We start from the raw sequence: 13,965 nt of genomic DNA, 5'->3' as shown, positions 1-13,965 counted from the left end.
GTTTCAGAAATCCACCGTGGCCGACACCTGCAGCGTGCGCGGCGCGCCCTGCAGCAGGGTGCCCCAGGTGGACGCGCCCGCCCAGTAGTCGCGGCCCGTGGCGTTGCGCACGATGGCGCGGAAGGTGGTGTCGCGGTCGGCGATGCGCGCGCGCCAGCGCAGGCCCAGGTCCAGCGTGGTCCAGGCGGGCAGGCGCTGGGTGTTGGCGGCGTCGGCGAACTGCGCGCCGGTGTGCTGGGCCGCGGCCGTGAGCGTGAGGCCCGGCACGGCGGCGGCGTCCACCTCGGCCTGCAGCGTGAACTGCGCGCGCGGCACGCCCACGGCGGTGCGCCCAGCCGTGGCCGGGTTGCCGGTGCGCGTGAGTTCGGCGTCGATCCAGGTGGCGCCGCCGTGCAGGCGCCAGCCGCCGGGCAGCGCGCCGTAGGCGGTCAGCTCCAGGCCGCGGTTGCGCTGCTCGCCGGCCACCGTGAAGCGGTTGTCCACCAGCAGGCCGCTGGGCTTGCGGATCTGGAACAGGCTGGCCGTGGTCATGAAGCGGCCGTGGTCCACCTTCACGCCGATCTCGCGCTGGCGGGCCTTGTAGGGCGCGAACACCTCGCCCGTGTTGCTGGCGGTGCCGGGCGCGGTGTCGCCCTTGCTCAGGCCCTCGATGGCGTTGGCGTAGAGGGAGACGCCCGCCCAGGGCTTGAACACGAGGCCCGCCATGGGCGTGGTGGCGCTTTGCGCATAGGTGCCGGTGCGCACGCCCGTGGCGTCGAAGTTGTCCGAGCCCACGTGCTGGCGGCGCACGCCCAGCACGGCGATGAGGCGCTCGTCCAGCAGGCCGATGGTGTCCGAGAGCGCGACGCCGCGCAGCTGGTTGCCCGAGCGCTGCGGCGTGGCGGCCGGCGCGGCCACCGATTGCGCGGGCCGATCGATGGGCGCGTAGAGGTTGGACGTGTAGGCGCTGCCGGACACGGAGCCCATGCGGTAGCGGTCCTCGTAGCGGCTCCACTGCAGCGCGACCTGGTGCGAGGCGCCGCCCGTGGCGAAGCGGCCGCGCAGGCCGGCCTCCTGCGCCTCGCGGCGCACGTCGAAGCGGGCGCGCGTGGGGGTGACGCGGGTGTCGCCCGCCGTGTTCACGATGGTGGGGGTGTTGAAGAGGCGGTCCACGTCGGACTGCGCCGTGCCCGCGCTCGCGAACAGCGAGAGCTGGGGATGCAGCGCGTGCTGCACGCGCAGCAGGGCGGATTTCTCGGTGCTGTCGTACCACTCCCAGCGCTGGGTGATGTTGCGCCGCGCGTCGGGCGCGGCGGGCACGGGCACGCCGGCGGCCAGCGCGGGGCGGCGCGTGGGGGCGTCCACGGCCTCGCGCTGGTGGATCAGGTCCAGCGTGGCCTGGGTGCGCTCGCCGGTGTAGTCGAGCGACAGCGCGCCCAGCGTGGCGCCGCGGTGCTGGTGGTCCAGGGGCGTGTCGCCGGTGCGGCGGCCGCCGTTGAAGCGCACCCCGAACGCGCGGCCCTCGCCGAAGCGGCGCGCGAAGTCCACGTGGCCGCCGGCCTGCGAGCGCGTGCCGGCGTCGGCGCGCAGGCGCAGCAGGTCTTCGGCGGCGCGCTTGGGCACCACGTTGATGCCGCCGCCGATGCCGCTGTTGGGCGACATGCCGTAGAGCATGGCCGCCGGGCCCTTGAGCACTTCGACGCGCTCGGCGTAGTCGGTGAGCAGGCGGTAGTTGGGCGCCACGCCGTACAGGCCGTCGAAGGCCACCTCGCCGATGTTGTTGTCGCCGATGGCGAAGCCGCGGATGAAGAAGGCGTCGGCCACGTCGCCGCCGGGCGCGGCGCTGCGCACCGAGGGATCGGCGGCGAGCGCGTCGGCCACGGTGGTGGTCTGGCGGTCTTCCATGGCCTGGGCAGTGATGCTGGTGACGTGGAAGGGCGCGTCCATCGCGTCGGTCTGGCCCAGCAGGCCCAGGCGCGCGCCGCGCGCCACCTGGCCGCCGGCATAGGCGCCCGGCAGCGCGTCCGGCCCGGCGGTGGCGGTGGCGGCGACCGTTACCTCCCGCAGCACCGTGGCGCCGCGCGGCGGCAGCGCGGGGGCCGCCTCGGGCGTGCGGCGCAGGGAGTAGGCGCCGTCCTGGCCCGGCACGGCTTCCAGGCCCGTGCCGCGCAGCAGCGCGGCGAGCGCGCCGTCCACCGTGCGCGCGCCCTGCACGCCGGGCGTTTCCAGGCCCGCCGCCAGGGCGGGGTCGAAGGTGATGAGCGTGCCCGATTCCCGGCCGAGGCGGTTCAGGGCCGCGGCGAGCGGGCCCGGGCCGATGGCGTAGGCGCGGGGGGCGCTGTCCCCGGCCGTGGGCGCGGGCTGGGCGAGGGCTGCGGCGGGCGCGAAGGCCCCGAGGGCGGCGAGGCACAGCAGGCGGGCGGCGAGGGGCAGGGGAGCGAGCGGGTGGCGGAGGCGCGGCGCGGAGGTCATGGAGGTGCGGGGCGGATCGGAGGGGCATCGACGGGCGGTGCCGTCGGGCGGCGAGGCCCCGCAGTGCGGGGCTTCTCCTGGCATGACACGCGAGGGCCGGAAAATGGCCACCCCGGGCAGGATTTGAAGCCGGGATGGTTCCATGTCGCCGTGAAATATGGAGAGTTTGCTATTAAATGTGTAGCTATTCGGTCCTGGCCGGAAGGGCGTGCCGGTCAGCCCGCCCGCCGTGCCACGGTCACCCACCAGCGCGAGCGGCTGCGCACCTCCACCGGCAGCGAGCGCGTGAGCGCGGCCAGTACGCGGTCGGTGTCGTCCAGCGGGTAGGTGCCCGACACGCGCAGGCCGGCGGCCTCGGGCGCGCAGCGCAGCACGCCGGGGCGGTAGCGGCCCAGCTCGGCGAGGAAGTCGGGCAGGGCCATGTCGTCGGCCACGAGCATGCCCTCGCTCCAGGCGGCCGCGCCTTCGCGCAGAGGGGCGGCCGGCGATGCCTGCGTGGCGCTGAAGGCCGCCTCCTGCCCCGCGTGCAGCACCAGGGGCGGTGCCTGCGCGCCGCGCGGCTGCAGTTCCACCGCGCCGCCCAGCACGGCGACGGCCGTCAGGCCATCCCGCTGGCGCACGGTGAAGCGCGTGCCGATGGCGCGCACGGTGCCCTCGGCGGTCTGCACGCGCAGCGGGCGCGCGGCATCCGGCGCGCTTTCGATCAGGATCTCGCCCCGGCGCAGCACGATGCGGCGCTCGATGGCGCCGTAGCGCACATCCACGGCCGAGGCCGTATCCAGCTGCAGCCGCGTGCCGTCGGCAAGCACGGTGTGCCGCCGCTCGCCCGTGGCGGTGGAGAGGTCGGCCGCGAGCGCCTGCCAGGGCGCGGTCTGGCGCGCGGCCAGCAGCGCGCCCGTGCCCGCCGCCAGCAGCACCGCCAGCCGGGCCGCCGTGCGGCGGCGCGCGGCCCCCGGGGCTGCCAGCGCATGCAGCGCGGCGCCGGGGGGCGTCTCGCGCAGCCGCGCGTCCATGGCCGCGATGCGCTCCCAGGCCAGGGCATGGGCGGGGTCGGCGTCCAGCCAGTCGCGCCAGCGCGCGTGGGTGGCGGGCGCGGCGGCCGAGCCCTCGGGCGCATCGTCCAGCGCCAGCAGCCAGGCCACGGCCTGCCGGGCCACGGCGGGGCTCACGGCCGGGGCCTCAGGCCGCATCGCCGGCATCGCCGGCATCGCCGAAATAGCAGCGCTCGGCCGCCGCCGCGAGGTGCCGGCGCACGCTGGTGCGCGAGAGGCCCAGGCGCGCGGCGATCTCCTCCTGCGTCAGCTCCTCCAGCCGCCAGAGCAGGAAGGCGCGGCGCGCCACCACGGGCAGGCCGTCCAGCAGGCGGTCGATGGCGACGAGCGTCTCCAGCACCATCAGGCGCGCGTCGGGCGGCGGCGCCACGGGCTCGGGCAGCGTGGCCAGGGCCTCCAGGTAGGCGCGCTCGATCTGCCGGCGGCGCAGGTGGTTGGAGAGCAGGTGCTGGGCGATGGTGGTCAGGTAGGCGCGGGGCTCGGCCAGCGATTCCACGGGCGTGCCGCGCGCGCACAGCACCCGCACGAAGGTGCTCTGCGCCAGGTCGGCCGCGTCCCAGGCGCAGCCCAGCTTGCGGCGCAGCCGCGCGACGAGCCAGCCATGGTGCTGCAGGTAGAGGGCGTGCACCGCATTCCCGGAGGCGGTGGGAGCGGGGGTGGACATGGGGTGGGCGGGCGCCGCGGAAGCAGGGCTCAGATGCGAATGGATCGCATTCTATGGCGGCACGGGGCGCGCCGGCGGGCCGCGAGGGCGGATTCCGCGGCGCAGGCCGCCCCCGTCAGCGCCGCTTGCGGCCGCGTGCCTTGTTGGTGGGCTGCGAGGTCTTGCGCTCCTCGGCCTTGGCGGCGGCATCCGCCAGGTACTGGGTGGTGAATTCCTTCAGTTGGGGCTTGATCTTCTCTTTATGGTCGCTCAGTTGCTGCATCACCCGCAGGCAGGTCGCGAGGAAGGCGCGAGCCTCGCTCTTCATGGCATCGTCGCCGAGTTTTGCGAGGAGGTCCTTCTTGTGCTTCTCCAGCAGCTCGGTGTAGGTCTTCACCGTTTCCGTGCTGCCGATCAACTGGCGCACGTGGGATGCGCTGGCCTGGGGATTGCCGATGAAGCGCTCCAGCCAGTCGGCCGTGAGCTGGCTGACGGTGATGTCCATTTCCTTGCTGGCGCGCCACGACAGCCGCTCCAGGCTGGCCTTGATGGCACTCAGTTCCGCGTCCGTTCCCTGCGTATCGCCCGAGGCCGCGCGCTCCGTCGCCAGGTTGTCCTCCAGCCGCTTGATCCCCGTTTCGATGGTCGTCAATGCTTCCTCGTACGGCTTGCTGATGGCGTGTACGGCATCCTGGAACTCGTGGTGTGCGAGCCGCTCCTGCCCGTGAATCTGCAGGGCTTTCTTCTGGCCTTCGAAGATCAGCCCCAGAGCCCGCAGGCTCAGCTCCGCCTGGGCCGCCGTGCGTTCGGTGTAGCGGTTGTTGGCCCCGGCATCGTCGATCTGGTGGCGGGCCTTCTTCGAGCTGAAGCCGGCGCTGGCGGCGAGCTGGTCGCTCAGGGCATCGACCGCGTGCGTGCTCGACAGGCGGGCCCTGTCCGCGAAACCGGCCGCCAGCGCGGGCCGGTCCGCCGCGCTGGCGATGGCCAGGGCGGCCGAGGCGTCCTGGAAGACGGTGAGCAGCGTGTCGGTGGCCTCCGCCGCGAAGAGGATCTCGCTGATCGCCGCGCGGGTTTCGCGGTGGATCTGCGCCAGCTGCGCCGGCGTGTCCCGCGGCAGCTCCGCGGAGGCCTGCCGCATCTCCCGCGCGCGCCGGGCCGTGGCGCGGACCGTGGCTGCGAGCGCCGCGTCCTCGGAGGTGGTGGCGTCCATGGCCGACGCGGTCGTGGACGAGGACGCGCCCGTGCCGGCCGCCTGCAGTCCCGAGGGGCCTGTCTGCAATGGCAGTCCGAAGCCGATGGCGTGGGCCGAGGACAGCAGGGTTCCCACGCGCTCCATCGCCGTGTTGATGCCGCTCCATTCGGTCTGGTCCAGGGCGTTGACGGCCTCGATCTCCAACTCGATCGCCTTTTCCAGCGCCTCCATGCGCGCGGCCCCGCAGAGGTCCGCCAACGGGCGCATGGCGGGCGCCAGCTCCCCCTGGCCGGCCTGTCGGACCTGGCGCTCGGTCGCCTGCAGGCGCGCCGCGTGTTCCACGGCCTCGGCGGGTGTTCCGGGCACGTGGACCATGTCGTCGCAGGCCTGGGCGATGGCGGTGCACACCTGCGCGCACTGCTCCAGCGAGAGGGGGGCGAGGCGGGGGTGGACGCCCGACTGCTCCAGCCACGCCAGGGCGCTCCGCGCCGTGGAGGCCAGCTCGGGAAGGGCTTGCCGGACCGCGGCCTGCATGTCCTCGGGCCCGGTTTGCGCGATCCGCAGCAGGCCGATGCCCCGCTGGATGAGGCTGTCGAGCGACTGGTTCAGGGCGGCCCGCGCCTGTGCCGAGGCCTGTTCCCGGGCCGGGGCGATCCGGGCCTGCAGGCCGTCGAGGGTCTCGCGGGAGGTTTCGCGCTGCGCGGGGGTCCACTGCGCGGCGCGGGCGTCCAGCATGCGGCTGAAGTCGTCCGCGCACTGCAGGGCGAGGTTCAGGTCGTGGAACACGTCCAGGGTGTGCCGCCACGGCATGTCCGGCGCCGTGTCCTGCCGCGCGGCGGCGCGGGCCTGCATCTCTTCCACGGCCATCATCAGGGGCTCCATGGCCTGGTGCAGCGCGGCTTCGCGGCGCTGGGTCGCGCGGTCTTGCAGGGCTGGCAGGTCGGTCAGCGCCTCGGCCACCGGCGCGGCCAGGGCCGGCGCTTCCGGTGGGTGCCCCCAGGCGGCCAGCAATGCCCGGGCGGCTTCCTCCAGCGCGGTGCCGGACTGGGCGACGTGCGCGATCCAGGCCTCCTCGATGGACGTGGGCCGGCTGGCGTTGCTGCCCGGCGGCGCCAGCGTGGCGGGGGCGTGGTGCGGCTTGCCGCTCTGTTGGATCTGCTCCAGATCGCCCTGGATGGACTTGCCCACGCGCGCCAGCGCCTGGCGGAGCGCCTGGTCGATTTCCGCGAGGCCCGGAGGCAGCGCGTCCAGGGGCTCCTGCGCGCGCAGGGCCCGGGCTTCGCGCAGATGGCCGGCCGCCTCGTCCTGGACGCGCGACTGGCCCGCTGCCCCCACCCGGAAGCACTGCAGCAGGAGCAGGAGGCCGCGCAGGGTCTTCTCCTGCGCCCGCAGGCGGCATGCCATGGTCTGGAAGTGCTGCAGTTGCAGATCGAGCAGGTCGGGGCCGGCGTGCGGCAGGAGCAGGTCGCGGGCGGAGAGCGTCGCGCCGTAGTGCTCCACCGCGGCATCCCAGGCGTTCGCGGCCGCCTCCAGGCGCACGACGGCCTGCGAGGCGTCCATGAAGCCGTTGTGCCGGTTGTCGAAGGTGGGCACGAGGGCGCCGGAGATGTCCTTGCCCGTGGGGACCGTGGCGCGCTCGGCCGCCTGCCAGGCCGTCTGCATGGCCTGCTCCACCATGGCGTTCAAGGCCTCGGTCGTGTGCGCGCCCGCCAGGGCCTGCGTGAGTTCGGCGATCCGGGCCTGGCGCGCGGCCTGGATCGCGCTGTCGTCGATGACGATGTCGAGTTCCATGTCGGAATCCGAATCCGAATCGGTGTCCATCGCCTGGGCCGCGTCGTCCGTCGCCTCGTCGGCCTGGTGGCGCAGCAACGCCTGCAGCCGTTCCGTGGAGCTGGAGGTGCCGAGTTGCGTTCGCCGGGGCGCCAGCGGGGAATCCGGCGGCGTCGGCGTGCCCGGCCGGGAGGGCAGCGCGCCGCGCAGCGGGTGGGGCGATGGCGGGCGCGGCCCCGGGCTGCCCGGGGTCTCCTGCGCCGGAAGGGCCCCGGGGTGGTCCAGGCCTGCGCGGGGAGAAGAGGGGCGGGAGGTGATGGGAAGCATGGCGCGTCTTTCTCGGGGGCGGTGCGGAGCCGGCGGCGTGGCACTGCATGGTGTGCCTGCCGCGTGCGGCGCAGCGGGGGCGGCGCGAAGGGCTGCGCCATGGCGCGAAGCGTGCCCCCGGCCTGCCTTCTTTCGCAAGGCAGCGATGCCTTTCGCGGGGGGCCGGGGCCGTGCGGCCCGGCGGCGCGAGCATGGGCCCTTTTTGACAAGGGAGTTTTTGCCATGACCCTCAACGTTTCCACGCCCGCGTCTGCGCGCCGCGCCACCATGCCGCCGCCGGAGCATGGCTCCGCATCTTCGGCCTCCACCGGCGAGGTCTCGCCGCGAGGCTCCGCGCGGCATGCCGACCACGCGCTGGCCGGGTCGCCGCGCGGTCGTTCGGCGTCGATCGATTCGCCCGCCGCGCGTGCGCGTTCCGCGAGTCCCCAGCGCACCGCGCCGCATGCGCCCAGCCTGCGGCCGGCGCAGGAGCGGGTCAGGAACCTGCTGAAGGCGACGGCCGAGGAGCAGCTCCAGCAGGCCGAGGCCATGACGGCTGCGCAGCGCACCGAGGTGGAAACGGAGGTGGCAACGCACCTCAAGGGCGGCACTTCGGTGGAGCCCCAAAAGGCGATGGCATTGTGGACGGCGGTACAGACGGCGCGGCTGGGGTCGGAGGCGATGATCGAGGTCCCGGCTGGATGGGCCCGCAGCGAGGTGGCCAAGGGCATCGACAACCTGATGCAGGCGATGACCGATCCGATGTTGGACGGGGAACTGCGCAAGACCGCCGCCGATGAGCTGGGCAAGCACTTCGGAGAAAAAGGACCAGGGCCGTTCCTGGGGGCGATGGGCTACACGATCCAGCTGGGCGAAGTTCCCCCGTCTGAACTGGCATTCGCGGCGCAGGTGCGGACCGCGATTGCGGACACGAACGACGAGGCAACGGTTGTTGCACAGATCGACGACGCGCTGAAAAAGCATGGCGCGCCTGAGCAGTTGCTGCCGCTGCTGGGCGCCGGCGCCGCATCGTCCGAAGAGGCCAACGCGACTTTCATGAAGTACATGACTGCATTGCAAGCGATCTAGGCTGCTGGCGCGGCGCGGCTCACCCCGAAAACGCCCGCTCCAGGATCGCCCCGGTGTCCATCGCGCGCGTGTCGATGGCGCCCACCACGCGCCCCGCGCCGCCGTCCGCCAGCCGCGTGGCGATGAACGCGTCGGCCACGGCGTCGGGCGCGTGGCGGCGCAGCAGGCAGGCCTGGGCGGCCAGCACGAGGCGCTGCGCGAGCACGCGGCCCAGGGCTTCCAGCCCCTCGGGCGGCGCCAGCAGGACCGCCTGCAGGTCGCGCAGCGCGGCGGCGATGCGCGGCTCGCCCTGCGCGGCCGGGGCCAGCTCGTCCAGCAGCGCGAGCGCGGCCTCGGGCTCGCGCGCCAGGGCGCGCAGCACGTCCAGGCACATCACGTTGCCCGAGCCTTCCCAGATCGAATTCACCGGCGCCTCCAGAAAGAGCCGCGCCAGCGTTCCCTCGCGCACATAGCCGTTGCCGCCGAGCACCTCCATGGCCTCGGCGGTGCATTCCACGCCGCGCTTGCACACCCAGAACTTGGCGGCCGGCGTCACGATGCGCTTCCAGGCCCGCTCCGCCGGGCTGTTGTCCTGCTCGAAGGCCTCGGCCAGGCGCAGCAGCAGGGCGAGCGCGGCCTCGCTCTCCAGCGCCAGATCGACCAGCACGGCGCGCATCAGCGGCTGATCGGCCAGGGCCTTGCCGAAGGCGTGGCGGCGGCGCGCGTAGGCGATGGCCTGCACGGTGGCCTGCCGCAGGATGGCCGCGCTGCCGGCCACGCAGTTCAGGCGCGTGATGGTGGCCATCTCGATGAGGGTCGGGATGCCCCGGCCTTCCTCACCCACCAGCAGGCCCCAGGCGTCGTGGAATTCCGCCTCGCTGCTGGCGTTGCTGCGGTTGCCCACCTTGTCCTTGAGCCGCTGCAGGTGCACGCCGTTGAGCGTGCCGTCGGGCCTGCGGCGCGGCACGTAGAAGCACGCGAACGGGCCGCCCTCGCCGGTGCGCGCCACGACGAGGTGCGCATCGCTCTGGGGCGCCGAGAAGAACCACTTGTGGCCGCGCAGCAGGTATTCGCTCCCCCGGCCGCCCGCGTCCGCGGGCGTGGCGACGGTGGTGTTGGCGCGTACGTCCGATCCGCCCTGCTTCTCGGTCATGCCCATGCCGAGCCAGATGCTGGCCTTGTCCCGCGCCGGCACGTCGCGCGGGTCGTACTCGCGGGCGTGCAGCCGGGCGCCGAGCAGCTCCCAGAGCGCGGGCTCCCGGCGCAGCAGCGGGATGGCGGCCTGCGTCATGGTGGCCGGGCAGAGCGTGCCCTGCTCCACCTGCGCGTGCAGGTAGAAGCCCGCCGCCCAGGCGCTCCAGCGGCCGCGCCGCTCGCCCTCGAACGGCATCGAGACCAGCCCCTGCGCGCGGTAGAGCGCCATGAGCGCGTGCCATGCGGGGTGGAACTCCACGTGGTCGATGCGCCGCCCCCGGCTGTCGAAGCGGTGCAGCTCGGGCGCGTGGCGGTTGGCCTGCTCGGCCAGCGCGAAGGTCTCGGCCGTGCCCAGCCGCCGCGCATAGGCGCCGAGGGCGGGCAGGTCGCCCTCGGCGCCCGCGCGCTGCAGGCCTTCCAGCAGGGCGGCATCGGTGGCGAGCAGGTCGTAGCCGGTGATTTCCGGGTACTGGTTGAAGACCTCGTGGGTGGCGTGGGCCGGGGCCATGGGCGTGTCCTCCGCTGGCGGCGCGCGGTGCGCGAAGGCGCCATGGTGCTCCCGGTTCCGCGAACTTGCACGCCCGGGGCGGTGCTTTGTCGCATTTTTGAAGCCAGAAGGGCTCCATGTCGCCGTCTTTGCTACGTTGTTTGCTATATCTTTAGGAGTGAATGGCGGAACCCACGGTGCTCATGGGGCCGGAGCGGACGCGGCCACCTCGCGCAGCGCGCGCAGCATGCTGGCCACGGCGGCGCGGTCGGTGGTGTTCTCGCGCCAGTACATCGACACCGAGCCAAAGCCCGACAGCCGCACCGGCAGCACGCGCAGCGCGCCCAGCTGCGAGAAGCGCAGCGCCGCGCGGTGCGAGGCCATGCCGATCATGTCGCTATGGCCCAGCAGCGTGAGGTTGAGCGTGACGGAGTTCGACTCCACGGTGTCGCGCGGCACCGCGTGCCCGGCCGTGGCGAGGGCGTTCTCCAGCGCGTTGCGGATCGGCGTGCCCCGGGGCCAGACGAGCCAGCGGTAGGCCATGAGGTCGTCCCAGCCCGGCTCGCCCGGCTGCCGGAACAGCGGGTGCTGCGGCCGCGCCACGAGGTGGATGGGCTCCATGTAGAGCATCTCGGCGTGGATGTGGGTGTCGTGCAGCTCGGGCGCCGAGCGGCCCACCACCACGTCGAGCTCGCCGGTGGCGAGCTGCTGCATGAGCACGTTCATGGTGCTCTCGGCCAGCCGGATGCGCGCGCGCGGCAGCCACTCCAGCAGGCGCAGCACGGCCATGGGCACCACGTCGGAGGCCGAGGCGCCCGAGGTGCCCACCACCACCAGGCCGCTGCCGCCCTCGCGCAGCGCGTGCATGTCGTCGCGCGCGCTGTCCAGGTGCGCCTCGACGCGCCGCGCGTGGGCGATCAGCGCCTCGCCCTGGGCCGTGGGCTTGAGCCCGCGCGCGTGGCGCTCGAAGAGCGGCACGCCGATGTCCTCCTCCAGCTCCTTGAGCCACTTGGAGAGCGCGGGCTGCGCGGTGTTGAGCGCCTGCGCCGAGCGGCTCATGTTGCCCGTCTGCGCGAGGCTCAGGAGCATCTGCAGGTGGCGCAGCCGCAGGCGGTGGGTCCAGTCCATGGGGGGTGGGGGAAAGATGGCTATATCCGGAAATATATGGATAAGACCAAAAAATGATTTTACGGACTATCCCTGCCTTCGAATAATCCGCCCATCGCGCCATGCACGGCCCCGCAAGAAGGGCCCATGGCATGGGAATCCCCCAGAGACAGGAGACAAGGCATGGATGCCACCACCCTTTCCCCCCCGGCGGCGCAGGCCGGGGCCCGCCCCGACCGGCAGGCCTACTACGACCGCATCGCCCGCCAGGGCCTCGCCCCGCTGTGGGAATCGCTGCACAGCCTGGTGCCGCGCGAGCCCCGGCCCCAGGCCGTGGCGGCCCTCTGGCGGTACGAGGACGTGCGCCCGCTGGTGATGCAGGCCGGCGAGGTCATCAGCGCCGAGGAGGCCGTGCGCCGCGTGCTGATCCTGGAGAACCCGGGGCTCGCGGGCCGCGCCAGCATCACCTCCACGCTCTACGCCGGGCTGCAGCTCATCCTGCCCGGCGAGGTCGCGCCCAGCCACCGCCACACGCAGTCGGCGCTGCGCTTCATCGTCGAGGGGCGGGGCGCCTACACGGCGGTGAACGGCGAGCGCACCACCATGCGCCCGGGCGATTTCATCATCACGCCCTCGTGGACCTGGCACGACCACGGCAACCCGACGGTGGAGGAGGGCGGCGAGCCCGTGGTGTGGCTCGACGGGCTGGACATCCCGCTGGTCCGGTCCCTGGACGCGGGCTTCGCCGAGAACTATCCGCAGGCCGTGCAGCCGCTCGCGCGGCCCGAGGGCCGCAGCCTCGCCGCCTTCGGCCATGCCATGGTGCCCGTGCGGCACCGCGCGGCCGACCCGGCATCGCCGCTCTTCAGCTACCCCTACGAGCGCAGCCGCGAGGCGCTGGACCAGCTCTTCCGCCAGGGCGAGCTGGACGCATGGGACGGCGTGAAGCTGCGCTACGCCAACCCCGCCACGGGCGGCTGGCCCATGCCCACCATGGCCACCTTCCTGCAGCTCCTGCCCGCGGGCTTCCAGGGCCGCACCTGGCGCAGCACCGACGCCACCGTCTTCAGCGTGGTCGAGGGCCAGGGCACGGCGCGCATCGGCGAGCAGACCTTCCAGTTCGGCCCGCGCGACACCTTCGTCGTGCCCTCGTGGGCGCCGGTGCAGCTCGCCGCCACGCAGGACGCGGTGCTCTTCAGCTACTCCGACCGCCCCGTGCAGGCGGCGCTCGGCCTGCTGCGCGAAGAGCGCGCCTGAACACCATCCGTTCCCCATCGTCATCCCCTGAAACAGAAAGCAAAAGAACCATGGCCTTCGTCTTCCCCGCGCCCGCCCCCGTCGCCGTGCCCGTCGCCGGCACGGGCGACCATTTCGCCGTCCGCCGCGTGTACTGCGTGGGCCGCAACTACGCCGCCCACGCGCGCGAGATGGGCTTCGACCCCGACCGCGAGCCGCCCTTCTTCTTCTGCAAGCCCGCCGACGCGGTCGTGCCCGTGGCCCCGGGCGAGACGCTGCGGCTCGCCTACCCGCCGCGCACCGGCAACTACCACTACGAGGCCGAGCTGGTCGTGGCCATCGGCCGGGGCGGCAGCGACATCCCGGTGGCCACGGCGCTGGACCACGCCTGGGGCTATGCCGTGGGCCTGGACATGACGCGCCGCGACCGCCAGATGGAGATGCGCGAGATGGGCCGGCCCTGGGAGATCGGCAAGGCCTTCGACCAGTCGGCGCCCATCGGCCCGATCCACCGCGCCAGCGACGTGGGCCACTTCGCGCAGGCCGGCATCTGGCTCACCGTGAACGGCGCCGACCGCCAGCGCAGCGACGTGTCGCACCTCATCTGGTCGGTGGCCGAGACCATCGCCGATCTCTCCACCTACTTCCGCCTGGAGCCGGGCGACCTGGTCTACACCGGCACCCCCGAGGGCGTGGGCGCCGTGGCGCGCGGCGACCGCCTGGCCGTGGGCGTGGACCGCCTGGGCGAGCTGCGCGCCGAGATCGCCTGACGGAGCACCGCGGCATGCAGCTCTACAGCTTCTTCAACAGCTCCACCTCGTACCGGGTGCGCATCGCGCTGGCCCTCAAGGGGCTGGACGCGCAATACCACGGGGTGGACATCCGCGCGGGCGCGCACCGCGCCGGGGACTACGCGGGGCTCAACCCCTCGCGGTCCGTGCCCACGCTGGTGGACGACGGCTTCGCCCTCGGGCAATCGATGGCCATCCTCGACTACCTCGACCAGCGCGTGCCCGAGCCGCGCCTGATCCCGCTGGAGCCCCGGCTGCGCGCGCGCGTGCTGGAGCTGGCCCACGCGATCGCGTGCGACATGCACCCCGTCAACAACCTGCGCATCCTGAAGTACCTGCAGGGCCCGCTGGGGCTCACGGCGGCACAGAAGGACGCGTGGTACGCGCACTGGGTGGCCGAGGGCTTCACGGCCGTGGAGCGCCTGCTGGAGCGCGATGGCCACGGCCCCTGGTGCTTCGGCGACCAGCCCACGGCCGCCGACGTGTGCCTGGTCCCGCAGGTGGCCAACGCGCTGCGCGCGGGCTGCGACCTGGCGCCCTACGCGCGCGTGATGGCGGTGCACGCGCATGCCGGCGGCCACCCGGCCTTCATCGCGGCGCGGCCGCAGGCGCAGCCCGACCACCAGCCGTGACGGCGCAGGGCCCGCCCCGGGGCCCGGCATCCCGCG

General features: G+C 73.6%; 10 protein-coding genes. 4 read left to right on the top strand and 6 right to left on the bottom strand.

Going from position 1 to position 13,965, the window contains the following annotated elements:
• Nucleotides 1–3 precede the first annotated feature (3 nt).
• From AX018_RS00850 to AX018_RS00835, 4 genes are all read right to left on the bottom strand, one after another.
• A complete protein-coding gene (locus AX018_RS00850) occupies nt 4–2,451 on the bottom strand; it encodes a TonB-dependent receptor (protein ID WP_111875364.1) in 2,448 nt (815 codons plus the stop codon).
• Between the two features lie 215 nt (nt 2,452–2,666).
• Entirely contained in the window at nt 2,667–3,620 is a 954-nt protein-coding gene (locus AX018_RS00845; RefSeq protein WP_245951379.1) for a FecR domain-containing protein, read from the bottom strand.
• Between the two features lie 10 nt (nt 3,621–3,630).
• A complete protein-coding gene (locus AX018_RS00840; protein ID WP_111875363.1) occupies nt 3,631–4,167 on the bottom strand; it encodes a sigma-70 family RNA polymerase sigma factor in 537 nt (178 codons plus the stop codon).
• A 115-nt stretch (nt 4,168–4,282) separates the two neighbouring features.
• Nucleotides 4,283–7,435, bottom strand: a complete 3,153-nt coding sequence (locus AX018_RS00835) for a hypothetical protein (protein ID WP_111875362.1) — start codon at nt 7,433–7,435, stop codon at nt 4,283–4,285.
• Nucleotides 7,436–7,534: 99 nt separating this feature from the next.
• Here AX018_RS00835 and AX018_RS24505 point away from each other — a divergent pair, with 99 nt between their 5' ends.
• Complete coding sequence (locus AX018_RS24505; protein WP_170146149.1) at nt 7,535–8,503, top strand: hypothetical protein; 969 nt, start codon at nt 7,535–7,537, stop codon at nt 8,501–8,503.
• A 19-nt stretch (nt 8,504–8,522) separates the two neighbouring features.
• Here AX018_RS24505 and AX018_RS00825 read toward each other — a convergent pair whose 3' ends face one another.
• Nucleotides 8,523–10,184: an acyl-CoA dehydrogenase family protein gene (locus tag AX018_RS00825; protein ID WP_111875360.1), complete on the bottom strand. Its 1,662-nt coding sequence runs from the start codon at nt 10,182–10,184 to the stop codon at nt 8,523–8,525.
• A 180-nt stretch (nt 10,185–10,364) separates the two neighbouring features.
• On the bottom strand, nt 10,365–11,291 hold the full coding sequence (locus AX018_RS00820; RefSeq protein WP_111875359.1) for a LysR family transcriptional regulator: 927 nt from the start codon (nt 11,289–11,291) through the stop codon (nt 10,365–10,367).
• A 162-nt stretch (nt 11,292–11,453) separates the two neighbouring features.
• Here AX018_RS00820 and gtdA point away from each other — a divergent pair, with 162 nt between their 5' ends.
• Genes gtdA through maiA form a run of 3 tightly spaced genes read left to right on the top strand, consistent with a single transcriptional unit; the run spans nt 11,454 to nt 13,929 of the window.
• Nucleotides 11,454–12,527 carry a gentisate 1,2-dioxygenase gene (gene gtdA / locus AX018_RS00815; protein WP_111875358.1) on the top strand — a complete coding sequence of 358 codons (1,074 nt, stop codon included), beginning with the start codon at nt 11,454–11,456 and terminating at the stop codon, nt 12,525–12,527.
• A gap of 50 nt (nt 12,528–12,577) precedes the next feature.
• Nucleotides 12,578–13,276 (top strand): fumarylacetoacetate hydrolase family protein, encoded by a 699-nt coding sequence (locus AX018_RS00810; protein WP_111875357.1) that lies wholly within the window; start codon nt 12,578–12,580, stop codon nt 13,274–13,276.
• Between the two features lie 14 nt (nt 13,277–13,290).
• The gene (gene maiA / locus AX018_RS00805; RefSeq protein ID WP_111875356.1) at nt 13,291–13,929 is read left to right on the top strand and encodes a maleylacetoacetate isomerase; all 639 of its coding nucleotides are present in this window, start codon (nt 13,291–13,293) and stop codon (nt 13,927–13,929) included.
• Nucleotides 13,930–13,965: the final 36 nt, after the last annotated feature.

It is taken from the genome of Paracidovorax anthurii, assembly GCF_003269065.1.
GTDB lineage: Bacteria > Pseudomonadota > Gammaproteobacteria > Burkholderiales > Burkholderiaceae_C > Paracidovorax > Paracidovorax anthurii.
Note: the sequence above shows the minus strand (reverse complement) of the source record. Positions and strands in the feature narration are given on the sequence as shown.

Coding starts and splice junctions, on each gene's coding strand:
- AX018_RS00850 (WP_111875364.1), bottom strand. CDS start 2,451: ATGACCTCCGCGCCGCGCCTCCGCCACCCGCTCGCTCCCCTGCCCCTC.
- AX018_RS00840 (WP_111875363.1), bottom strand. CDS start 4,167: ATGTCCACCCCCGCTCCCACCGCCTCCGGGAATGCGGTGCACGCCCTC.
- AX018_RS00835 (WP_111875362.1), bottom strand. CDS start 7,435: ATGCTTCCCATCACCTCCCGCCCCTCTTCTCCCCGCGCAGGCCTGGAC.
- AX018_RS24505 (WP_170146149.1), top strand. CDS start 7,535: ATGGCGCGAAGCGTGCCCCCGGCCTGCCTTCTTTCGCAAGGCAGCGAT.
- AX018_RS00825 (WP_111875360.1), bottom strand. CDS start 10,184: ATGGCCCCGGCCCACGCCACCCACGAGGTCTTCAACCAGTACCCGGAA.
- AX018_RS00820 (WP_111875359.1), bottom strand. CDS start 11,291: ATGGACTGGACCCACCGCCTGCGGCTGCGCCACCTGCAGATGCTCCTG.
- gtdA (WP_111875358.1), top strand. CDS start 11,454: ATGGATGCCACCACCCTTTCCCCCCCGGCGGCGCAGGCCGGGGCCCGC.
- AX018_RS00810 (WP_111875357.1), top strand. CDS start 12,578: ATGGCCTTCGTCTTCCCCGCGCCCGCCCCCGTCGCCGTGCCCGTCGCC.
- maiA (WP_111875356.1), top strand. CDS start 13,291: ATGCAGCTCTACAGCTTCTTCAACAGCTCCACCTCGTACCGGGTGCGC.